We start from the raw sequence: 21,786 nt of genomic DNA, 5'->3' as shown, positions 1-21,786 counted from the left end.
CCCCCGAGACGATTCGAACGTCCGACACCCGCTTTAGGAGAGCGGTGCTCTATCCACTGAGCTACGAGGGCCTGGGGAGCACACTACCGCACTGTGCGCCCCCTGCTCTCACCCCGTGGCCCCGCGTTCCTCAGGCCCGCACCCAGGGGGTGGCGATGTTGCGCGAGGAGCGGCGCTTGTCCTCCTTGTGCCGCGAGGGAACGACCATGACGGGGCACGAGGCGTGGGAGAGCACGCCCTGGCTGGTCGAGCCCAGCAGCAGCCCGGTGAAGCCTCCACGCCCCCGGGATCCGACGACGACGAGGTCGACTGCGGTGGAGAACTCGGCCATCAGCTCGGCGGCGTTGCCGTCCAGGGCGTGACGCCGGACGACGACCCCGGAGTGCCCCTCGAGGGCCTGGGCCACGGTCCGGTCGAGGCCGGAGCGGACGTCAGCGAGCACCTGCTCGCGGTCGACCGCCGCGGGGAGCCAGGCCAGCGCCCCGGCGCCCGAGGCCATCGGCACAGCCGCGATGGCGGTCAGCTCGGCGCCCCAGACCTCGGCCTCCAGCACGGCGCGCTGCAGGGCCTTGTGCGCCGACTCCGAGCCGTCGACACCCACGACGATTCGCTTGACCGGGGTGTAGGCGGCACCCTCGGTGTGACGCGGCACGACCACCGTCGGGCAGCGTCCGTGGGCGGGCAGGGCCGAGGACACGGTCCCCAGGAGCCTGTCGGCGAAGCCCCCGCCGCCGCGGGTACCCACGACGGTCATCGTCGCGGCGTCGGACAGGTCGACGAGCACCCCCGCCGGGTCACCGGTCTCCAGCGAGTTCGTCACCGTCACCCCCCGGCCCTGGGCGCGGGCGACCGCCTCGTTGACCACTGCCTCGGCGCCCGAGCGGATCGCGGAGTCGTCGAGCGCCGCGTAGCCGCCGTCGAGGGAGGCCGTGGTGAAGGATGGGAGCGAGTAGGCGCACAGGATGTGGACCCGGCACCCCTCTTGGGCGGCACGGTACACCGCCCAGTCCACCGCACCGAGGGACTCCGGTGAGCCGTCCACTCCGACGAGGACGACCTTGTCATCAGCCATGGTTCAGGCCCCTTTCTCTGGGCTCGGATCTCCCTATGGACATATTGTGCCCCGCACCTCAGTGTGTTCCAAACCACGTTCACCGGTCAACGACTCAGGGGCGGTCGCCTACCGGCGACCGCCCCTGACAGGTCGGTGTGGAGTGCTGCGCGCGGCTCAGCCCACGCGGATGTATCCGATCGGGTTGCCCCAGATCTGGCGGTAGACCACACCGGTCGAGGTGGTGCCGGCGTCGATCATCATGCCGTTGCCGGCGTAGATGCCCACGTGGTAGCCGTAGTAGACGAGATCCCCCGGCTGGGCCTCGGCGGCCGAGACCATCGTGCCGGCCGCCCCCTGGGCGTAGGAGGTGCGCGGGAGCGAGATGCCCGCCTGGGCGTAGACGTACTGGACGAGCCCGGAGCAGTCGAAGGCCTCGGGGCCGGTGGCGCCCGAGACGTAGGGCCGACCGACGTACTGCATGGCGATGGCGACGATCGACGAGCCGTTGGCCGACGGCGCCGGGGCGGAGACCGCGGTGGCGGTCGTCGAGGTGTCCGCGGTGTCCTCGTCGACGGCGGTGTCGACGGAGGCCTCGGTGTCCTCGGTGGCCACGGCGGTGGTCTCCGGCTCGACGACGACGGGCGCCTGGACCGTGACCTCGCCGGGGGCCGTGACGTCGGCGGGGACGTTGACGTCCGAGGCGACCGTGAGGGCGGCGTTGGTCGTGATGGCGGCGCGGGCGTCGGCGGCCAGGGCTCCGGTGCCAGCGGCCTCAAGGGATCCCGCAGAGGCGGCGACCTCGGTGCTGTTGGCCGCGGAGGCGCCCGAGGCGATCATCGTCAGGGCCAGGCCGGAGGAGGCTGCGACGGCGAGGCCGCGACGCGCGGCAGGGGCGGCGTTCGTCAGCGGGGTCACGGGGCGGGAAGCCTTGCGGTGACGAGCCTTGGTGGTAGTGGACATGGCGTGATCTCTCCTGAGTGGCCGACGAGGTGAGCTGTCGGGTTCGGGCTGGAGACGCCCGGCCCGCATGCTGCGGGCTTTACCCCAAGGTCATCCGGGTCTCCCCGGAGGACCGAGCGCGGTTCCCCCGTTCCTGCCACTGGTTCAAGAATCGCCCGGACCGTGCGGCAGGATTGAGCCCCGGTCCGAACATCATGGGGACTCCTCCCCACGACAGGCCCGACGCTACCCGATCGGTGGCAAGCGCGTCACGATGAGATGACACGCAAGCCTGTGATGAAGCACACTTCAGCCGGATCCGCCTCCTCCTGGAGGACGAAAGACCGTCCCCCTCGACTCTGAGCGGGACGGTCTGTTCGTTGCTCGCCGGCGGTGGCCGATCAGAAGCGCAGGTAGGTCCCGCCGGAGCGCACCGGCATGTACTTGACGCCCACGGACTCGCTCTCGGCCGAGACCATCATGCCGTCACCCATGTAGATGGCCACGTGGCCGGGCCACCAGATGACATCGCCGGGCTGGGCCTCGGAGGCCGAGACGACGGTGCCGGCGCTGCGGATGGCGCCCGAGGAGTGGGGCAGGGAGTAGCCGAAGGCGGCGTAGACGTAGGACACGAGGCCAGAGCAGTCGAAGGCGGTGGGGCCGCCGGCGCCATAGACATAGGAGGAGCCGACGTAGTTCATCGCCAGGCCGGCGATGGAGGAGGCCGAGCTGTTGGCGGCGGCGGAGGCGGGGGCCGCCTCGGTCGTCTCCTCGGCCACCTCGGTCGAGGCGGCGGTGGTGTCCTCGGTCGCCTCGGTGGTCTCGACGGCCTCCTCGACGACAGGGGCCACGGCGGTGACCTGGCCGCCCTCGACGACGTCGGCCTGGTGCTGGACGTCGGTGCTCGTCGTGATAGCGGCGTTGGTGACCACGGCCTCACGGGCGTCGGTGGCCAGGGTGCCCACACCGCTCTCGCCGAGGGCGCCGGCGGACTCCCCGACCTGGGTGCTCTCGCCCGCGGCGGAGGCGCCCGAGGCGATCATGGTCAGAGCAAGACCCGACGAGGCGGCAACGACCAGGCCACGGCGTGCAGCGGGTCCGGCGTTCGACAGCGGGGTCAGCGGGCGGGCGGCCTTGCGGTGGCGGGCCTTGACACGAGTAGTCAATGGAATCTCCTGGTGAGCCGACGGAGTTAGCTGTCGGGTTCGGGCGGGAGGCGCCCGGCCCGCGTGCTGCGGGCTTCACCCCAAGGTCCGCCGCGCCGCCTGGGCGGTGCCGCGGACCGGAGAAGTGGTTCCCCCGGACCTGTCGATAGAAGTTCTGGCGGGACAAACGCACACCGACAGGATTTGGCTCTGCGCATCTGTCCGCGACCGACGTCGCCGATCGCAGGCCACACATTAGCCGACTCCACCGGCCCGTGCGCAACGGGTTGGACGAGGACCTCATGTGGCATGTGGCACGCCAGCCCGGACCGGCGCCATCGCGCCGGTCCGGGCCTGTGATCCTCATCGTGTGGGGCTCTCGGCGCCGTCACCGCAGCACGAAGATGTGCCGGGCGAGGTCGCCGGGCAGCACGACCGGGCCCCCCTCGGGCCCCACGAGGCGCACGCCCCCCGGGCTGAGGCGCAGCGACACGGCCGCTCCCGCGCGAATGCCCGCGTCCTCGAGGTCGGCCAGGAGCTCGGGGTCGGCCTGGATCGGCTCGCCCACCCTGGCCACGACCGCCTCCGCCTCGCCGTCGCGCGCCCGGCGCTCGGCGCTGACCTCCCCGGGCCCGGGTTGGGGCCTGCCCGCCTCCCGGGCGGGGATGACGTTGCCGAAGGGGTCGCGGCCGACGTCGGTCAGGATCACCGCGAGCCGGTCCTCGACCTGCTCGCTCATCACGTGCTCCCAGCGGCAGGCCTCCTCGTGGACGAGCCGGCGGTCGAGCCCGACGACGTCGAGGAGCAGCCTTTCGGCAAGCCGGTGCTTGCGGATGACCTCCGTGGCGCGGCGGCGGCCGACCTCGGTCAACTCCAGGGAACGGTCCTCGGCGACCCGGATGAGGCCGTCGCGCTCCATGCGCGCCACCGTCTGGGAGACCGTCGGGCCCGAGTGGTCGAGGCGCTCGACGATGCGCGCGCGCAGCGGAGGAACGCCGTCCTCCTCCATCTCGTAGACGGTCTTGAGGTACATCTCCGTGGTGTCGATGAGCTCACTCATGCTCCGGGTCTCCTGGGGGGTGTCAACGTCACAGGCCTCCCGCGCCGATGCGCAGGCCCACGTCGGCCCCGCCCGGTCCCGCGCGGACCGTTCCCACGGTATCCCCGCCGACCCCCGGCGGCCGTCGTGCGTGTCGCCGGCGGCCACCGGGGCGCCGGGCGCCTCAACGCCCGCGTAGGTCGAAACCGATGGCGGTGCACTGCCCGCCCAGCGAGTCCAGACGGCGCGCGATGCTCGGGAACCCTGCGAGGAAGCTGACCGCGTCGACGGTGTAGCGGCCCAGGAGCCTGCGCGGCTCGTGGGCGATCCTCCAGGCCCAGCCCAGGCGCATCGTGTGGACCCAGTCGGGGAAGTACTGCTCGGAGGCGGCGAGCTGGTCGATCCATCCCCCCGCCGTGCAGATCGCGGCGCGCGGCAGCACCCCGTGGAGCTCGACGGCGACCTCGTCCTGCAACCCGGCACCCAGGCCGAGGACGACGAGGTCCGGGTCGAAGTCGACCAGGGAGGAGGGGTCGGCCCGCAGCGCCGCCAGGTTCTCGAAGCCGTCGATGGCCACGACCGTCTTGGACGACATGCGCTGGGCGGCGGCCTGGGCCACGCCGGGCCGGCCCCCGATGAGCGCGACGCGCGCTCCGGGGGGCAGCACCTGGGACAGCACGGTGGGCAGGACGAGGTCGGCCGAGGTCCGGGCCAGGCGCCTGCCGGAGACGACCAGCGCGAGCTGGAGGAGGGTGCCGTCGACGCCCACGACGTCGAGCCTCTCCAGCGCGCGCCAGTCGGCGTGCTGGACCGACCAGTGGTTGAGCCAGGTCGTCACCGTGCCCGGGCGGGCCACGGTGCGCGCCATCGCAAGGAGGGGGTCGCGGGCGGTCTCGGTCCCGCCCACCGGGCCCTCCTCCTGCCCGACGGGCGGCGCCTCGGGCTCCTGGGGCGGCTCGACTGGCTTCTCGGCCCGTCGCGCGGGACGGCGCAGGACCGCCGTGGGGACTTTCCGCAGACGCCCGGTGCAGCGGGCGGACCGCGACGACGAGGGGGTCGGGGGGGGCGAGGGAGGGGTCTGGGGGACGGTGGTTCCTGAGCCCGGGACGGGCAGGGTGATCGAGGTCATGGTTCCAACCACGCATTCGTGTCAAAGGAGAGGTTCGGGGAGGAGCGGTAGTTGAGGTGGGTCTCCACGGCGATCCGGTTGACGCCGTCGACGAGCGTCTCGGCGGGCACCTGCACGACCAAGGGGGAGGCCGTGGCTGTCTTGGTGCTCACCGCGGCGCTTGCGAAGGTCGTGTGGGTGACCTCGCCGTCGGGCATGCGCTCACGCCCGACCTCGGTGCCGTTGACCCGGACGACGACCCCGTCGTCGGCCGGCACCGAGATCGTGAGCACGGAGTCCTCGTCGATGTCGCCCAGGTCGACCTCGCGCACGAAGTAGACCGTCCTGGCCCGTTGCGCCACGGGGACCTCGAGGGCGGTGGCGACCCCGGTGAACCCCCATCCGATCGGCGCGGCGCCGGTGGCCCATGCGCTCACGTCGGCGGTGGAGGACCACAGCGGGTCGGGGGCGTCGGTCTCGTAGCGGTAGGACCACTGGGAGCCGGCGGGGACGACCTCGCGCCTCGAGCCCTGGTCGCCTGAGCCGTCCTGAGGCGCCGACGGGGCGGCCGCCTCGGAGCGGGTCAGGGCGGCCGAGAAGGACAGGGTCGGGCTCGAGCGGTAGTTGAGGTGGGTCTCGACCGCCACGACGTTCTCCCCGGCCACGAGCACTGAGCTGGGCAGGGTCACGACCGTCGGCGAGGCCTGTGCGGTGCCGGTGGTCACGGCGGCGTCGGCCCGCGTCTCGGCGGTGACCGCGCCCTGACCCATGCGGGTGCGGGAGACCTCGACGCCGTTGACGTAGACGACGGCGCCATCGTCGGCCACGTAACTCAGCTCCACCGAGGGCGAGCGCGCCGGGTCATCCACGGTGAAGGTGTGGCGGAACCAGGCCGTCACCGGCCGGGAGGTCCCCGGAGGCGTCAGCTGGGTGGTCACCGCGGCCGAGCCGTAGCCGATGGGTGTCTGCCCGGTCGGCCAGGAGGAGTCCTCGAAGCCCGTCGCGCTCCACCCCGCCTCGGGGGCGCCCTCGTTGTAGGAGTACGCCCACTGGGCGCCGGTGTCGATGAGCACCGGCGAGCTGGGGTCGGTCTGGCCGGGGGCCGGCGGGACGTGGACCGGGGTCGAGGCCGAGCGGTTTCCGGCGGCGTCGACCGCCCGGACGAAGAAGCGGTCCTCCCCGCCGCGGGGCACCTGCGCGCCGGCGGTCGTCGAGGTGGCCACGACCCGGTCGTCGCGCAGGACCTCGTAGGAGACGGCGTCCTGGACCCCGGTCCAGGCCAGGGTGACCGCGGCCTCCTCCGACAGGGTCGTGCGCAGGTCCTGCGGGGTGCCCGGGGCCTGCCGGTCCTGGGCGGGGTAGCGCACCCAGCCTCCGTTCCACTGGGAACGGGTCTGGGAGGTGCGCGAGCCGGTGAAGTCGCCTCCGACCCACAGGGCGCCGTCGTCGGCCAGGAACAGGGACCAGGCCCCGGCGTTGTTCGAGCGCAGCATGTAGGGGGAGAACTCACCGAGCTGGCGTCCGGTGCGCGCGTCCCACGCCCCGACCCACTGGATCTTGTCGGCGCGGGTCCACTGGCCGCCCAGGTTCGGCCAGGAGTAGGCGTCCTGGTAGGTGGCCACCCCGCAGTGGCAGCCGGCGTAGACGACGTCCCCGTTGGTGGCGATGGCCTGGAAGTCCCCGCCAACGTCCTTGGTCACCGAGCCCGACACGCGCTCGAAACCATCCCGGTTGAAGCCCATGAGGGAGTGCTCCGAGCCACCCGCGAAGACGAGGCTGCCGGTGTCGGCCACCGCCTGCTGGTAGTTCGAGCGCTCGGTGGAGGAGCCCACGAAGGACCAGCCCAAGGGGGCTGCTCCCGCCTCGGTCGACAGGGCCGTGGCCTTGGAGGCGGGCCTGCCCGCCGAGGTCGTGAAGTAGCCCGCGGCGTAGAAGCGCGACCCATCGCCGCTGGCGTCGACGTCGACCACCGAGCCGTTGAACTCGGGGTTCCAGCTGCGGTCGGGCGTGCCGCCCACGGAGACCCGGGCGGCGCCGCGGGCGTAGACCGCCGCCGATCCGGGGGTGCTCAGGTGGGTGAAGGCGCCGCCCAGGTAGACCTGGTCGCCGGAGACCACGAGTGACTTGACGCTGACGACTCCTGAGGACAGGCGGTTGTCGACCTGGAGGGTCCATGACGGGTCGGTCTGCCCCGTGGCGGGGTCGAGCACGACGGTGCCCACATGCCTCTCGCCGTTGACGACCGTGAAGTCGCCCCCGACCAGGAGCCTGCCGTCGGGAAGGGCCGCCAGCGCCTTGACCTGCCCGTCGAAGGTGGCCGCGAAGGAAGCGATGTGCTCACCGGTGGTGGCGTCGAAGGCGGCCAGCGCGGTGCGCGCCACGGTGGTGCCGTTGGCCCCCTGGCGCACCTCGGTGAAGTTGCCGCCGACGAAGACCGTCGAGCCCACCTGGGCGAAGGCCTGGACCGGGGCGTTGCCCTCAGCGGTCCTGCCGTTGAGGTTGCCGGTCACCCCCCAGCGGGTCGAGGAGGCGTAGTTGGAGACCACGCCCGTGCCGGTGACCTCACCGGTCCCGGCGTCGTCGATACGGGTGAACTCGAGCTCGGCCGAGCGCAGCATGGGGCGCAGGTAGAGCTCGGCGTAGGGGAAGGGTGCCGTGCCGTTGGAGCTCCACAGGAAGGAGGAGGAGGCGGTCGACCCGCCCCGGGCGGAGGGGCCGTAGCCGAAGCCGACGCGGTAGCTCCGGGCCTTGGTGACGGTCATGTCCATCTGGTTCCAGCCGGTGTCGGCGCCGAACCTCGTGGCCAGGGTGGCGCTGCCGGCGCTGTTCCACTGGCCGCCGTCGACCCGGTAGCCCGACACGGGGTACTCGGTGCCCAGCGCCCACGACCAGGTGCTCATCGTGCCCAGACGGATGTCGAAGGACTGGAACTGGGTGCCCTTGTCGTCCTTGGCGCGCAGGACGCGCAACCCGTCGTCCAGGCCCGACACGGGCGTGCCGCCCAGGAGACCGTCGATGACGCGTGTGTCGAGCTGGACGGCGTCGAAGGCGGCGGCGCTCCGGTCGCGCTCAAGCAGGGCGGCGGCGTCGCCCCGGCCCTGGGGGTAGCGGTCCCAGTTGTCACGGCCGCGGCCGATGAGGACCCAGCCTCCCCCGTCGGTGGTCTGGTCGCAGTAGAACTGCTGGGGCGCGCTCATCTGGGGGGTCACCAGCCAGTACGCGCCGTCCGCGCTGTCGGGGTCGTCCTGCTTGATCTCCCAGCAGGAGGCCGCGGCGGTCGCTGGAGTCAGCCCGTCGCGCACAACAGTGGTGGAGCCGTCCTGGTCCCCGTCCTCAGCGGACGCCGGGCCCGCGGGCACAGCGACCGCGCAGGCCGCCACAACGGCGGCGCTCAGAAAGGGGACGACCACATCGCGCCAACGCCTCATGCTTCACATTCCTCATTGTCCGTGCCGCCCCAAGGCACATCGGTTGATGCGCTAGCAAGGCGGATGCACATGGAGTTTATGGCAAACATTCAGGAACACACAACGCCCTCGCCACCGCCTTGTCAGGCGGCGACGAGGGCGTTAAGGTCACTTTTTCGTCACAAAACGGAGGCGATTCACTGAGACGGTCACAACACGGAAACGAAATGCGCCTCCAGGTCACGGGATGGGTACGCGGCGGCCGGGTCACAATATGGGCACAGAACCATCACGGCCGCTCGGCCACGCGGCCCTCGCCACGGCGGCGGTCAGGGCCTGCGCCGCATCGCGGCGGCCAGGCCGTCGAGCCTGAGCGGGCCCCGCAGCATCGAGATGAGGCCGAGGTAGGCCACCGCGCTCAAGGCGGCCGCCACCGCCAGCGCGGTGCCGGTGCGCCCCAGGACCAGGACGGTGACGAGGCAGGGAAGGCCGACCGTGCCCAGCACGACCCCCAGGGGGATGAGAGCGTCGCGCGCCCGCACCCGGATGCCCAGGAGGCGGTCGACCTCGACGACGGCCAGGAGTGCGTCGACGGTCATCGACACCGTCCAGGTCAGGGCGGCGCCGAGGATGCCCAGCCGCGGCAGGAGCACAACATTGCCCACGACGTTGATGCCCAGGACGACCGCCTTGTTGAATGCCGCCCAGCCGCTGCGTCCGCTCATGAGGAGCAGGGAGTGGATGTTGCCCGCCAGGAAGGTGATCGCCACGCCGGCAGCAAGGACCGTCAGGGCCCACCCGCCCGATGAGAACTCCGGGCCGAGCAGGCTGAGGAACACCGGTGCGAAGCAGCCCAGCAGGACGTAGACCGGTGTCCCGATGAGCACCAGCCAGGTGGTCGCGGTGGCGTGCAGGTCCCGCAGCCGGTCCTCCTGTCCGGTGTGCAGGAGGGTGGAGAACTGCGGTGAGACGACGACGCGCAGCGCGGCGTCGACGAGCAGGCCGGCCTGGATGAACCGGCTGGCGCCGCCGTAGACCCCGGCGGCCGCGTCGCCCGCCAGCAGGCCGACGAGCAGGACGTCGAGCCACACGAGCGCCTGCTCCAGCCCGGCCGACAGGGTCCGGGGCAGCGCGTAGGACACAACGCGGCGGGTCAGGGCCGGCTCGGGCAAGCCCCGGGCGGGCGCGCCGCCCTCGAGCCGACCCAGGTGGGCACTGATGAGGACGGCCGAGGCGGCCAGCACGACGACCAGGGGAAGCGCCCAGGCCGCGCTGACGGCCACCACCGAGCCGGTGGCCGCCGCGGCCACGGCGACCACGGGCGGCCTCATGGCCGGCAGGGCGACATTGGACACGAGCACGTACTGCCGGACACCGCCCAGGGCGCGCAGCACGGCCGAGGCGATGACCGCCAGGGCGCCCACGGGGACGAAGAGCACGACGGCACGCACGGACTCCAGGGTCTGGGCGCCGTCGTCCTTCCAGATCCACGGAGCGAGGAGCTCGAGGGCGATGACGAGCAGGACCGCCGCCCCCAGGCTCATCAGCGTCATGAGGCGCAGGAGGGGGCGCAGGGCACGGGGGTCGTCCAGGCGCACCCGGGGCACGAGGTAGATGGCCGTGGAGTCCAGCCCGAGCTTGGCGAAGGCCATGACGACGGCGAACACGCCGGTGGCCTGGAAGACCACGCCCGCGCCCTGGGTGCCCAGGAGGCGGGAGAAGACAACCGTGAGCACGAAGCCCAGGCCGGCACTGGTCGCCGAGCCGACAAAGCTGAGCGCACCGCCGCGCGCCAGCGCTCGGCGCTGCGAGGTACTGTCTGTCACTGAGTTCCCCTCCCCTCGTCCCCCATCGCGCCACAGGCGCCCAGGAGTCCTCGATCCATGAAGTCTGTTTCCGTTACGCCTGACACGACCGAGCCGTCTGAGAAGCCCGAGCGGCCTGGGCGGGCGCCCTCGGGGCCCCTGGGCGCAAGCCGCAGGCTCCTCGTCGTCGTGCTCGTGTGCGCCTGCCTCCTTGCCGGGGTCCTGTGGTACCTCAACGCCTCCCGTGACTCCGGGGGCGGGGCCGCCGCCACGTCGACCCCCACCGCGACGGGCGCCTCGGCCACGCCGAGCGCGCCTCCCCCGCCGAGTCCCGTCCCGCTGCCCGCGGGAGCGCTGGACGCCACCCAGGCGGAGGCGCTGGCCGAGCAGGTCCTGGCGGGGCAGGCCCAGGCGCTTGCCGACCCGGTCACGGCGGACGCCTCGACCCTGCTCACGGACGCGGCCCTCGAGGAGTTCAGGAACCAGCGCGAGGAGTGGGAGTCCGAGCAGTGGCACCAGGAGGGCGCTGCGACGGTCGACGGGGTCGAGGTCCTCGAGGCCTCCGCCGACTCCCTGACCGCGCAGATGTGCATCGACTCCTCGGCCGTGCAGGTCCTCGATGAGAACGGCGCGCAGGTGCGCCCAGCCGACTCGCCCCAGCGCACGCGCACCATCATGACCTTCGTCTTCGTGGACGGGCACTGGCGGCTGTCGGGGCAGTCCTTCGCCGTCGAGCCGGACTGCTGAGGGCCCCGCGCCGGCCCGCGGCCGCCGCCCTGCCGGTCGCTCGTCCGGTCGCGCTGCCGGTCATTCGGTCGGGGACGACGGCCGTGTCCGGGCGCAGGACCAGGCCCACGGCCACCATCGTGACCATGAGCCCGGTCATCATCCCGTAGTAGGTGGTCTCCACGACGGTGGCCGCCACGACCCCTCCCATGACCGCGCCCACGGGATCGGTGCGTCGCCACGCCAGGGTCAGGACGCTCAGGAGGCAGCCGAGGAACAGTGCGGTCCCCACGAAGCCGTTGGAGTAGAGCACGGTCCACAGCTGTCCCTGGGTGCCCAGGGAGGGGAGCCACGGGTCAGGGGCCGGGCGCGGAGCCCCGTAGCCGAACAGCGGCGAGTCGAGCGCCCCCTCGAGGGTGAGGCGGTAGAGCAGGGCCCGGTCCACCGTCGAGTTCGTGGACTCCAGGCGGTGAAGCAGGGACTGCCCCGAGGGCGAGGCGATCCACAAGGCCCCCGCCAGGGGCGTGATGACCACACCAGCCAGGACGATGAGCACGCGCCCGCGCCGCACGGCCTGGAGCGCGGCCCAGGCACCGACCACCCCCAGGCCGATGAACATGCCCCGGTTGAGGGTGCTGACCGCGGGGATCACCGAGGCGGCGACGACGGCCACCCAGGCCCACCACCACCGTGCCCCGCGGGTCAGCCACAGGTGGAGCACGGCGATGGGCAGGACGAGGGAGTAGACGTTGCCCCACGTGTTGGCGTACAGGAAGGGGGCCGCGGGCCGCACCGCCTGGGGCTCCCACAGGTCGGGGCTCCACTGGGTGGTGCGACGCACGATCATGTCGGCCACGAGCTCGTTGGAGGCCAGGCCCTGGGGCACCACCCAGGACATCGGCGTGCGGATGACGAGCTCGGGCATGGCCAGGGCGAGGTACCCCCCGGCCGTCATGCAGGCCAGGAACCAGGTCATCGCACCGGTCACGCGGGTCAGCGGCAGGGCGCGCCTCGCGCTGTAGGTGTGGATGGCGACGCAGCCCGCCGCCGCGTAGAACAGGAGCCGGTAGACCGCGCCGATAAGCCGGCCGGTCGTGTCGATCATGACCATCGAGGCCACGCACCACACGAGGAACAGGCCCCACAGGAGCAGTGAGCGGGGAATGCCGAGGTCTCGCGAGCCGAGCCACTGGTAGAGCATCGCGGCCGCGGCGATGAGCCAGATCATGTCGCCCACGCCGGCCAGCCACCACAGGAGGTAGGCGACCATGGGCGCGAGCACCGGCCAACCCGACAGGGGGACGACCGGCCGGGCGCCACGGGCTGCCGTCCCGGCGCGCACCCCGGGCTGGAGCGCGCGCCCGGCCCAGGGCACGCGCCCCCGGCCCCCGGAGGTCACCGACTCCTCCCGCGGGCGCGCCGCACCCGAAGACCCTCGATGAGGAACTGGGCGGGGCCCGTGAGGAACCCGAGGACCTCGGTGCGGGTGAGCGATCCCGGGACGTCGGGGTCGCGGCCGACGACGCGCGGCGAGTCCGGGGCGAGCCTGCGAGCCACGGCCCGGCTCCGGCCGACCAGGTCGACAAGCGCCCGGGGGTCCGAGAGGACGGCCTTGGTGAGCAGCGCCGCCATGCCTGTGCCGTTGCCCCTGACCTGCGTGCGCAGGCCGCCAAGGGTGGCTCGGTGGCTGTGCCAGACGACGGCGTCGGGCGTCTGGACGATCGCACGGCCCGCTCGCAGCACCCGGGCGAAGACGTCGAGGTCCTCCCCGCCCGCGGTGCGGGTGCCGGCGCCCAGACGCTCGTCGAAGGGGCCGATGAGATCGAGGGTCTCCCGGCGGAAGGCCATCGAGACCCCGGCCCCGACCCGCGCGGTGGTCAGCGGGTAGAGCGGTCCGCCGTCCCCGGGCCGGCCCAGGTGCGCGATGCAGCCGGGGACCTGTCCCAGGACCCACAGCACCGGCACCTCCGTGCGCGGAAAGCCCCCGCGGGCCTCGAAGTAGCGCTGGGCGGGGTGGCGCAGCCGGGCCGGCAGCGGGTTGCCGGTCACCGCCCCGACGCCACGGCCCGGGTCGGCGGCCAGGACGTCGAGGGTCTCGGAGAGCCACCGGGGGTCGGTGACGGCGTCGTCGTCGGTAAAGGCGATGACCTCGCCGCGGGCCACAGCCACGCCGGTGTTGCGCGCCCGGGACAGGCCGGTGGCGGGCTGGTCGACCACGCGCAGGCGGGGGTCGTCGATCCCGGCGAGCATCTGTCGCGTACGACCGCGGCCGGGGGCGTTATCGACGACGATGACCTCGAGGCGGGTGTGGTCCTGAGCCAGGGCGGCCTCGACCGCGGCGGTCAGCAGGGGGTTGCGGCCCACGGTGCAGATGACCACCGAGGCCATCGTGCCCGCGTCTGCCCCACGGTTCCAGGCGCGCTCGGCAACCCGCCCCCGCGTGGCCTGCCGGGCGCGCTCGGCGGCCCCGGCGGCGCCGTCGAGCTCGACCACCGCCAGCACCCGGCCCTCGTCGCGCACCAGGACGAGGGCGCGGGGATCGCTCGGGGCTCCGGAGATCACCTCGAGGCGGTCGGTGGACAGCTCCAGGCAGGCCACCATCGACCGCAGCGGGTCCGAGGCGGGTTCCTGGTCCGGGGGAAACGGACTCATCGCCCGCTCCCCTCCGCCGAGCCGACGGCGGCCGAGGACGCGGGCTCCTCGCGAGGCGCCTCCGGACCGGTGACCGCCGGGCCCGTGGCAGCGGGCTTGGCCGCCACACCGGCGCTAGCCGCCGAGGGCGCCACCTTGGGGCGCACCGCCGCCTTGGCCCCAGCCGGCTTGGCCGCCACACCGGCGCTAGCCGCCGAGGGCGCCACCTTGGGGCGCACCGCCGCCTTGGCCCCAGCCGGCTTGGCCGCCGGGTCGGCGGGGGAGGCGGAGTGCCCGGCGCGCGTGGGTGCGGGCACCTCCCCGACGTCGATGATCGGCGAGACCGCCTCCGCGGGGTCGTTGACGGGCTCGGCGGGGGTGGCGACGCTGTCGGCGCTCAGTCGCAGGGGCGAAGGGCTCGTCCGCACCGGCTCCGCGCCGGAGGATGCCGGCGCCGGTGCGACGACGGGCTCACGGCCGAGGTCCCCGTCCCGCGGCTCTGCGGTCGGGGCGGCAGTGGCCCGCAGCCGGGCCAGGCTCGTGCGCACCACCGCGGGACCGGGGTCGGGCGTCTCGTCGTGCGCCCGGGTGTCGGCCACGGCCTTCACAGCAGGCACGGCGCCGGCTGCCGCGGGCATGACGGCCTCGGTCGGGGCCGGGCCCGCAGCCGCGCCGCCGGTGCTCGTCCCGCCGACCGCCGCGTCTGCGGCACTGGTGGCACTGGCTGCACTGCCGGCGCTGGCGGCACTGGCGGTGCTGGCGGCGTCCGGGGCGCTGGCCGCGCTCACCCCGCTGCTCGCGCTGGCCGAGGAGGCGCTCACCTGCTGCTCGGACAGCGACTGCGGGCTCTCCCGTGCGGCGAGCATGACGCCGACCAGCTCGCAGCCGACAGCCGAGATGTCGCGGGCCACCCGCTCGAAACGCGCCTTGGTCCACCCTGGGGTCGCGACGAGGACGACCGCCCCCCGACCGCGCATGGCACGCAGCACCCGCGGGCGGGCACGACGTAGGTCGATGACGACGGCGTCGGCGGCGTCGGCCACCGCACCCGCGGCGGCGCGGGAGTCCGGCCCGCCCAGATCGGCCAGGACCGCCGCCGCGGAGGGGCTGTCGGCCACCGCCCAGGCGACCATCTCCGCCACTGACGCCCACCGGCTCGTCCGGCCGATGCTCGCCTCGGGCAGCCAGACCTGCACGCCCAGCATGTCCTCGATCTCCTCGTTGTCCGCGGGCCGGCGCGCCACCGCCTGGCGGGCCAGGACGAGCAGGAGTCCGAGGAAGAGACCGCCCATGATTCCGGCCGCCACCACCGTGCGCCGGGGCGGCAGCATCGTCACCTCGTTGGCCGCCGCAGGCGTGATCACCTGCCCGGCCACCGAGGACACGTCGTTGAGGGCCACACGCCGGTTGGCCAGGGTCTGGAGCATCATGCGGGTGGTCTCCTCGGAGGCCGAGGCCTGGGACTGGGCGGCGTCGTCCTCGGAGTCCGCGCTCTGCTGGAGCTGCTCGGCGAGCTGGTTGCGCAGGTTCTCCATCTGTTGATCAAGGGAGCCGCCGACCGCCGCCACCCGCTCGGTGACGAGCAGGGTGCGGACCTGGAGGTAGGAGGTGGCCACGGCGTCGGCTCCCTGCACCGCCCGGCTCCGGTTGGTGTCGGAGTAGGAGATGCTCACGATCGTCCCGTCGGAGTCGCCCTCGACCTCGAGCCCCTGGCGCAGGTCGCCGGCGTCCCAGCCCTCACCGAGGTTCTCAGCGGCCAGGTTGGCGGTGATCGCCGAGCTGGCCAGCTGCAGCTCGGTGGGCATGTCGAGCACGCTCGAGGGTGCCTTGCCCTCTGCCGCCGGGTCGGTGCTCACGGCGGTGATGTTGACCACCGCCGTCGACCGGTAGACGGTCGGCACGATCTGAAGATAGGCCAAGGCGGCGCACAGCCCGAGGACGACCCCCAGGGCGAACCACAGGCGCCTGGCGCGCAGGACACGACGGATCCTGCCGGGCGTGACCATCGGCTCAACGGCTGCACTCATGGGAGGTCCTCCTCCCCAGCGGGAACGCCGGGGTCATCGGTTGACGGGCGGTCGGACGGCACGGAGCCGCAGGACTCGACCTGATGGATGCGTCGGCGTAGGCGGCGCCGCAGGCGCAGGCCCTCCACTCCCCCGACGGCGTTGACGACTGGCTCGACGGCGCGGCGGAACTCCTCGACCCCGGCCGCACGCTCCACCGGGTCGAGCCCCTGAAGGGCGACAAGGCGGGTGAGGCGGCGCCCGACGGTCCTCTCGGAGAGGTCGGCGAAGGCCTGCGCCTGATCGGGATCGGCCCAGGACCTGGCCCTCCAGTTGCTCGAGGCCGTGATCTGGGCGGGATGGACCCGGTAGACGAGCCCCCATCGGGCCACCCGCCTCATCCGCGCCCCGGCCGCGGCGCAGCGCAGCCACAGGTCGTAGTCCTCGGCGGGCACCGCCCGGTAGCCGCCAACCCGGTCGATCAGCTCGCGCCGGGCGAGCATCGTGGGGTGGGACACCGGGTTGGTCAGGAGCAGGTGGAGGGGGAAGGTCTGCGGCGGGATGCCGACGGGGGCCTGCGGCCGGGGGCGGGCGCCGACGAGGTCGACCACCTGGGCGAAGACCATGTCCTCACCGCGCTCGACAGCCGCCAGGGTCGTGCCGAAGCGCCAGGGCAGGCAGAGGTCATCGGCGTCCATCCTGGCCACGAGCCGCGAGTCCGTCATCCCCAGCAGCGAGTCGAGCGCCCTGGTCAGGCCGCCCGAGGGCGGACCGCTGACCACCCGCAGCCGGCGGTCGTCCCGCCCGGCGGCCCGCGCCACCCGGGCGGTCGCGTCGGTCGACCCGTCGTCGAGCACGACGAGCTCGGCGTCGGGGGGCAGAGCGCGCAGCGTCGAGGAGACCGCCCGGGCGATGGTCGCCTCGGCGTCGCGGGCAGGCAGGAGGACACTGAGCTCAGGCATGTGCACCACCGCCGGCGTGCCCGGCCCCGGCCTGCGCGGCGTCGAGCGCCCGCAGGTCGCGGTGCCTGCGGCGCAGGGAGGCCGCGCAGTGGAGGACGGCGACCACCGCCAGCAGGGTGTAGATCAGGGAGAATACTGTCGGCACGCCCCACAGGATGAAGGACCAGCACAGGACGCCGGGGTCGGTGGGGGCCAGCACCCACGAGCGCAGGTCGCCCCCACGGGTCTGCGGCCGACCCGCCCGGCGGACGAAGGCCTCGGCCAGGATCTGGCTGAGGAACTGCCCACCGGTCACCCAGGCGTAGACGAGTGCGACGCCGGCCAGCCAGGGGCTGTCGGGCCGGTGGAGGACGACGGCCACGGCAGTCGTCAGGTGGATGGCAGGGGATCGGAAGGCGTCGACGACATGATCGACCCACTCCCCCGTGCGCGAGGCCGTGCCCGTCAGCCTGGCCAGCTGCCCATCGGCGGAGTCCAGGAGGTAGCCGGCCGCCAGGGCCACCGCGACGGGCAGCCCGCCCCAGGCCACGGGCGGCAGGAGCAGCAGCAGGCACATGCCGGCCACCGACAGCAGCGCCGAGGCCGCGGTCACCATGGTCGGCGTCCAGCCCGCCACAGCGCCGGCCGCCGCGGCGACCCGCGCTCCGCGCCGGTTGACCCACCTCGTGTAGGCGGGCACCCCGGCCGCCGGCTTCTGGGCGGCGTCGAGTGCCCTCAGGGCGGCACGGAACCGTGCCGAGGCGCTCGCGCGGGGCGCCCCGGAGGCCCGGCCCGGGTGGTGCGGGGTCGTCGTGTCCTCCGTCGTGCCGGGCGACGGGGGCCCCTGCTCAGCCGACACCAAGGATGACCTTGATCGGCTGGAGGGTGAAGTACACGAGGAACAGGAGGGAGGCCAGCCACATGAGCGGGTGGATCCGCGTGGCCCGTCCGCGCGCCACCTCGATGACGAGGTAGCACACGAAGCCCGCGCCGATGCCGTTGGTGATCGAGTAGGAGAAGGGCATCATGATGATCGTCACGAAGGCGGGCAGGGCGACCTCCGGAGCCGTCCAGTCGATGTCCGTGACCTGGGTCATCATGAGGAAGCCGACGACAACGAGCGCGGGGGTGGCCGCCTCGTAGGGGACCATGGCCACCACCGGCGCCAGGAAGGTGCTCCCCAGGAACAGCAGCCCCGTGACCACCGAGGCCAGCCCGGTGCGGGCGCCCTCGCCCACGCCCGCGGCAGACTCGATGTAGGAGGTGTTGGAGGACACCCCGCCGGCGCCACCGGCGATGGCGGCCACCGAGTCGATGACGAGAATCTCACGCGTCTTGGGCGGGTTGCCCCGCTCGTCGAGCAGGTTCCCCTCGGAGCCGATGGCCACCATCGTGCCCATCGTGTCGAAGAAGTCGGCCAGCATGAGCGAGAAGACGAGCAGGATGACCGAGACGAGACCGACCTTCTCGATGGAGCCCAGCAGGTTGAACTCCCCCAGGGTCGCCAGGCTTGGCACCGCCACCGGGGAGCCGGACAGGGAGGGCACCGACAGGGACCAGCCGGTCAGGTTGACGGCCCCCCGCTCGGGGTCGTCGTTGTAGGCGCCCAGGTGGGCCACCGCCTCGATGACCGCGGCCAGCACGGTGGCCGCCACGATCCCGATGAGGATGGCCCCCTTGACCTTGCGCACGTAGAGCACGATGGTGAGGAAAAGCCCGAGGAGGAACACGAGCACCGGCCAGCCCTGGAGGGAGCCGCCCAGGCCGAGCTCGAGCGGCGTGCCACCGGCGCGCACGACCTTGGCGTCCACCAGGCCGATGAGGGCGATGAACAGGCCGATGCCCACCGAAATGGCGGTCTTGAGGTGCGCCGGCACCGCCTTGAAGACCGCCTCGCGGAAGCCGGTGAGCACGAGGACGAGGATGATGACGCCCTCGATGACGATGAGGCCCATCGCGTCGGCGTAGGTCATGCCGCTCGTGCCGACGATCGTGTAGGCGACCATGGCGTTGATACCCAGGCCGGCGGCCAGCGCCATCGGGTAGTTGGCGACCACGCCCATGAGGATCGTCATGATTCCCGCGATGAGGGCCGTGCCCGCGGCAATCTGGGCAGAGGTCCCCAGCGGGGCGATGCCCTCGTGGGAGGTGGACAGGATGAGCGGGTTGAGCACCAGGATGTAGGACATCGTGAAGAAGGTGACGAGGCCGCCGCGAATCTCGCGGGCCAGCGTCGAGCCCCGCTCGGTGATCCGGAAGTACCTGTCGAGTGCGCTGACGGGCCGGGGCGCGGTGCCGGCCTGTGTCATGGGAGGGTGAGTGCTCACGTCCATCGATTGTGGCAGACGAAGAGCAGACGAGCCATGCCCGCATCCTTCTGTGACACGACCGTGGCCTGTGGTCCGTCACAGTCGGGTCGCAGGCTCCCCGGGTGGGCGCGCGGGTCTTAGCGGCGGTCGGGCAGGTGAGCCTCGAGCTCGGCCAGGGTGAGGCCATCGGAGGCGGGGCGTGCCGGCTGGTGCGGGCCGAGCTCGGCGGCGAGGTCGGCCACCGCGTCACGGGCGGCCGCCGCCCGGTCCTTCGGGGAGCCGGCGGAGCCGGGCTCAGAGGAACCGGAGGTGGCGGAGGCCGACTCGCTGGGGGCCGACTGGCTGGGGGCTGGGGCGGGGTCGGCCTCCAGGACCGAGGCGTCGGAGGCCTCGTCGGCGACGGCGCTTCCCACCTCCGCACCGCGGTCGGCGGCCGGGACGTGTCGGGCGGCATTGGCCTCGGTGAGGGGCCAGTCGGCCGCAGTGCCGGCGCCATCGGCGCCATCGGCGCCCTCAGCGCTGTCGGCGAGGGCCTCAGCGGCCGGGCCGCCGACGCCGGAGTCCTCGCCGGGCTCCTCCACAGGGTCAGGCGCCGACCCTATGCCGGCCGGAGAGGCCCCTTCGGTATCCGTCTCGGCGTCCCCGCCCTCGGCGGGCTCGACGTCGGCCCGGCGCTCAGCCGGCGGCACGGCGCTCTCGTCCTCCGTGTCCTGGGTGGGGGCGGGGCTGGAGCCGCGGATCGAGGCGCCGTCGGTGCCCAGGGGCTCCATAGCTTCCTCGTCGAGGCGGGAGGGGACGATGGGCCACTCCGGGCCCTGGTCGGGCAGGTCGGTCTCGGAGTGGGCGCCGCAGCCGTGATCGAGTGAGACCACCCTGCCGTCGTCAGCGGCCCACTCGTTGGCGCAGATGCCGAAGACACGGCGCAGGGGCCCGGACATGTGGATGAAGAAACCGCAGGTCGAGCAGGTCGCGTGGGCCTTGCGCACGCCGTCGGCCTGCGGGCCGTGATCGCCGTCGTACCAGCGCTGGGCGGCCCGGGTGACGCCCTCGGCGCTCAGGACGCGGGCACGGCCCAGGTCGAGCTCGTCGAGGGCGACGGTGTCACCCTCCTCATCACCCGTGGCCTCCCAGCCGGGCTCGAGGCGCTCGTCAGTCTCGCGCCGGGGCAGGCGGTCGGAGCGGGAGACGTCGCCGGGCTGGAGGCGGTCGACCCAGGGGACCCAGGCGGGGGCCAGGAGGGCGTCCTCTCCGGGGAGGAGCTCCATCTCGCAAATGGTGGCCGAGCGGCCGCGCGGCGGGCGGGCCACGGTCACGGCCCAGCGCCAGCCGCGGTAGCCGGTCAGCATGCAGTCGAAGAGATGGGTGACCGTGCGCTCGGCGTCGAGGCTCGCACCGACGTGCTCGCCGACCGCCTCGGGCTCGGTGAGGCAGGCCAGGGCCGTGCGCGCCGCCTCGACGACCGCCGGTGAGGTCAGGGTCCTGTCCTTGGCGGCGGCCGACCGGGCGGCGGGGGCGGGCAGTGCGCCCGCCCGCTCAACGGCGGGGGCGGTGGACGGGACGGCCGTCGCGGTTGTGGTCGACGTGCGAGTCGCTGCGGTGTTCACTCGCCCAGTGTAGGGGGCCCATATGTCGGGCCCTTCACACGCCCGTCGCGGACCGGGCCGCCGGCGCTGCCCGTGACCGCCACACAGCACCCGCACCAGAAGGCTTCTGCGCCCGGCCGTGCCATATCTACCGATCTCGAGGTGTCATATGTCCCGATCTCGGCGAGGGGTGGGGTCCTGGGGCGCGGCGTGCTCGGGCGACCCGGCCAGCTGCCGGCCATCGGTCTCCAACCTGCGCTCGACCGCGCGCGCCAGGGCTGTGAGGTGGGCGATCGCGTCCTGGACGGACAGCGCCCGCGCCTCCACCCGGCTCAGCGGGACACCGGGAGGCGTGAGTCCGTAGACCTGGTCGGCGCTCACGGGGCCGAGGAGCTCGACGGCGACGTCGACGAGGTCCCGCCCCGAATCCTCGTCCTCGTAGAAGTCCTCCATCGGGTCGACCAGGAGCAGGGCACCCATGCGCTCACGCATGACCCGGCTGCCCATGTGCTGCGCGGCCGGGGCATGGACCCTGAGGACAGCGCTGAGCGGATCGAGCTCGAGGACCGGGCCGGAGACCTCGCCCCACAGGGCCATCCCGCCCAGCGCGGTCCGGGTCAGGCACCACCAGCGCTGCTCGGGCACAGGCAGGTCGATGTCGTCGAGCCAGGCCTCGACCACCGGCGCCCACCGCAAGGGGTCGGTGATCCAGGTGCGGCCCAGCCCGAATCCGTCGAAGCCGAAGCGCCGCCACACGTGCAGCACCGAGTCCGGCAGCACCCCGGCGAAACGGGTGAGGTGCTCGTCGGTGACCGGGCTGCCCACACCCAGCGGAGCCAGACTCGGGTCGTCCAGGAGGTGCTCCGCGATCCGAGACTCCACCCACGCCAGGTCCCACGGCAACTCGTCCGGACGGGCAGCTGACGGAGTACCGTCGGCCGGTGTTGGAGGCGGTCCGGGCGCGACAGATGAGGGCACCGGCTCCGCGCCGGGAGCCGCGGGCGGCAGTCCGGGCTCAGGATCACCGGGGGCGGGCGCCTCTGGCGCCGGCTCCGCGCCGGGCACGGGCAACGGCTCGGCTCCGGGCTCTACA

The 21,786-nt window shown here is 73.2% G+C and carries 16 protein-coding genes and 2 riboswitches; of the genes, 1 reads left to right on the top strand and 15 read right to left on the bottom strand.

Annotation, left to right across the window (positions count from 1 at the left end; all coding sequences use genetic code 11):
- Positions 1–130 precede the first annotated feature (130 nt).
- The 7 genes from Q4C85_RS10755 to Q4C85_RS10725 form a co-directional block, all read right to left on the bottom strand.
- Positions 131–1,072, bottom strand: a complete 942-nt coding sequence (locus tag Q4C85_RS10755; RefSeq protein WP_303141980.1) for a universal stress protein — start codon at positions 1,070–1,072, stop codon at positions 131–133.
- 156 nt (positions 1,073–1,228) lie between these two features.
- A complete protein-coding gene (locus Q4C85_RS10750; protein ID WP_303141978.1) occupies positions 1,229–2,014 on the bottom strand; it encodes a C40 family peptidase in 786 nt (261 codons plus the stop codon).
- Between the two features lie 4 nt (positions 2,015–2,018).
- A riboswitch (cyclic di-AMP (ydaO/yuaA leader) is annotated at positions 2,019–2,181 on the bottom strand.
- 213 nt (positions 2,182–2,394) lie between these two features.
- On the bottom strand, positions 2,395–3,159 hold the full coding sequence (locus Q4C85_RS10745; protein WP_303141977.1) for a C40 family peptidase: 765 nt from the start codon (positions 3,157–3,159) through the stop codon (positions 2,395–2,397).
- Positions 3,159–3,329: riboswitch (cyclic di-AMP (ydaO/yuaA leader) on the bottom strand. Its footprint overlaps the gene before it by 1 nt.
- Before the next feature lie 197 nt (positions 3,330–3,526).
- Positions 3,527–4,198, bottom strand: coding sequence for a metal-dependent transcriptional regulator (locus tag Q4C85_RS10740; protein ID WP_303141976.1), 672 nt, complete (start codon positions 4,196–4,198; stop codon positions 3,527–3,529).
- A gap of 163 nt (positions 4,199–4,361) precedes the next feature.
- Positions 4,362–5,306, bottom strand: coding sequence for a WecB/TagA/CpsF family glycosyltransferase (locus Q4C85_RS10735; protein WP_303141974.1), 945 nt, complete (start codon positions 5,304–5,306; stop codon positions 4,362–4,364).
- Positions 5,303–8,713 carry a fibrinogen-like YCDxxxxGGGW domain-containing protein gene (locus tag Q4C85_RS10730; protein ID WP_303141972.1) on the bottom strand — a complete coding sequence of 1,137 codons (3,411 nt, stop codon included), beginning with the start codon at positions 8,711–8,713 and terminating at the stop codon, positions 5,303–5,305. Before Q4C85_RS10730 ends, Q4C85_RS10735 begins: the two co-directional genes overlap by 4 nt.
- Positions 8,714–9,021: 308 nt before the next feature.
- Positions 9,022–10,518, bottom strand: a complete 1,497-nt coding sequence (locus Q4C85_RS10725; RefSeq protein ID WP_303141969.1) for a flippase — start codon at positions 10,516–10,518, stop codon at positions 9,022–9,024.
- A gap of 57 nt (positions 10,519–10,575) precedes the next feature.
- Here Q4C85_RS10725 and Q4C85_RS10720 point away from each other — a divergent pair, with 57 nt between their 5' ends.
- Positions 10,576–11,244, top strand: coding sequence for a hypothetical protein (locus Q4C85_RS10720; protein WP_303141966.1), 669 nt, complete (start codon positions 10,576–10,578; stop codon positions 11,242–11,244).
- Here the strand turns inward: Q4C85_RS10720 and Q4C85_RS10715 are convergent.
- The 8 genes from Q4C85_RS10715 to Q4C85_RS10680 all read right to left on the bottom strand — a co-directional run bounded on the left by Q4C85_RS10715 (position 11,171) and on the right by Q4C85_RS10680 (position 21,575).
- A complete protein-coding gene (locus tag Q4C85_RS10715; protein ID WP_303141964.1) occupies positions 11,171–12,622 on the bottom strand; it encodes an O-antigen ligase in 1,452 nt (483 codons plus the stop codon). The genes Q4C85_RS10720 and Q4C85_RS10715 overlap by 74 nt on opposite strands.
- On the bottom strand, positions 12,619–13,875 hold the full coding sequence (locus Q4C85_RS10710; protein ID WP_303141961.1) for a glycosyltransferase family 2 protein: 1,257 nt from the start codon (positions 13,873–13,875) through the stop codon (positions 12,619–12,621). The genes Q4C85_RS10715 and Q4C85_RS10710 overlap by 4 nt, the downstream gene beginning before the upstream one ends.
- The gene (locus Q4C85_RS10705) at positions 13,872–15,881 is read right to left on the bottom strand and encodes a hypothetical protein (RefSeq protein WP_303141960.1); all 2,010 of its coding nucleotides are present in this window, start codon (positions 15,879–15,881) and stop codon (positions 13,872–13,874) included. Before Q4C85_RS10705 ends, Q4C85_RS10710 begins: the two co-directional genes overlap by 4 nt.
- Positions 15,878–16,822 (bottom strand): glycosyltransferase, encoded by a 945-nt coding sequence (locus Q4C85_RS10700; RefSeq protein ID WP_303141958.1) that lies wholly within the window; start codon positions 16,820–16,822, stop codon positions 15,878–15,880. Before Q4C85_RS10700 ends, Q4C85_RS10705 begins: the two co-directional genes overlap by 4 nt.
- The gene (locus tag Q4C85_RS10695; RefSeq protein WP_303141981.1) at positions 16,815–17,540 is read right to left on the bottom strand and encodes a CDP-alcohol phosphatidyltransferase family protein; all 726 of its coding nucleotides are present in this window, start codon (positions 17,538–17,540) and stop codon (positions 16,815–16,817) included. Before Q4C85_RS10695 ends, Q4C85_RS10700 begins: the two co-directional genes overlap by 8 nt.
- 109 nt (positions 17,541–17,649) lie before the next feature.
- Complete coding sequence (locus tag Q4C85_RS10690; protein ID WP_303141956.1) at positions 17,650–19,134, bottom strand: NCS2 family permease; 1,485 nt, start codon at positions 19,132–19,134, stop codon at positions 17,650–17,652.
- A gap of 113 nt (positions 19,135–19,247) precedes the next feature.
- Positions 19,248–20,714 (bottom strand): DUF3027 domain-containing protein, encoded by a 1,467-nt coding sequence (locus Q4C85_RS10685; protein ID WP_303141955.1) that lies wholly within the window; start codon positions 20,712–20,714, stop codon positions 19,248–19,250.
- Between the two features lie 144 nt (positions 20,715–20,858).
- Entirely contained in the window at positions 20,859–21,575 is a 717-nt protein-coding gene (locus tag Q4C85_RS10680; protein WP_303141954.1) for a GAD-like domain-containing protein, read from the bottom strand.
- Positions 21,576–21,786 lie beyond the last annotated feature (211 nt).

The organism is Actinomyces sp. (assembly GCF_030524025.1).
In the GTDB taxonomy this organism is placed as follows: Bacteria; Actinomycetota; Actinomycetes; order Actinomycetales; family Actinomycetaceae; genus Actinomyces.
Note: the sequence above shows the minus strand (reverse complement) of the source record. Positions and strands in the feature narration are given on the sequence as shown.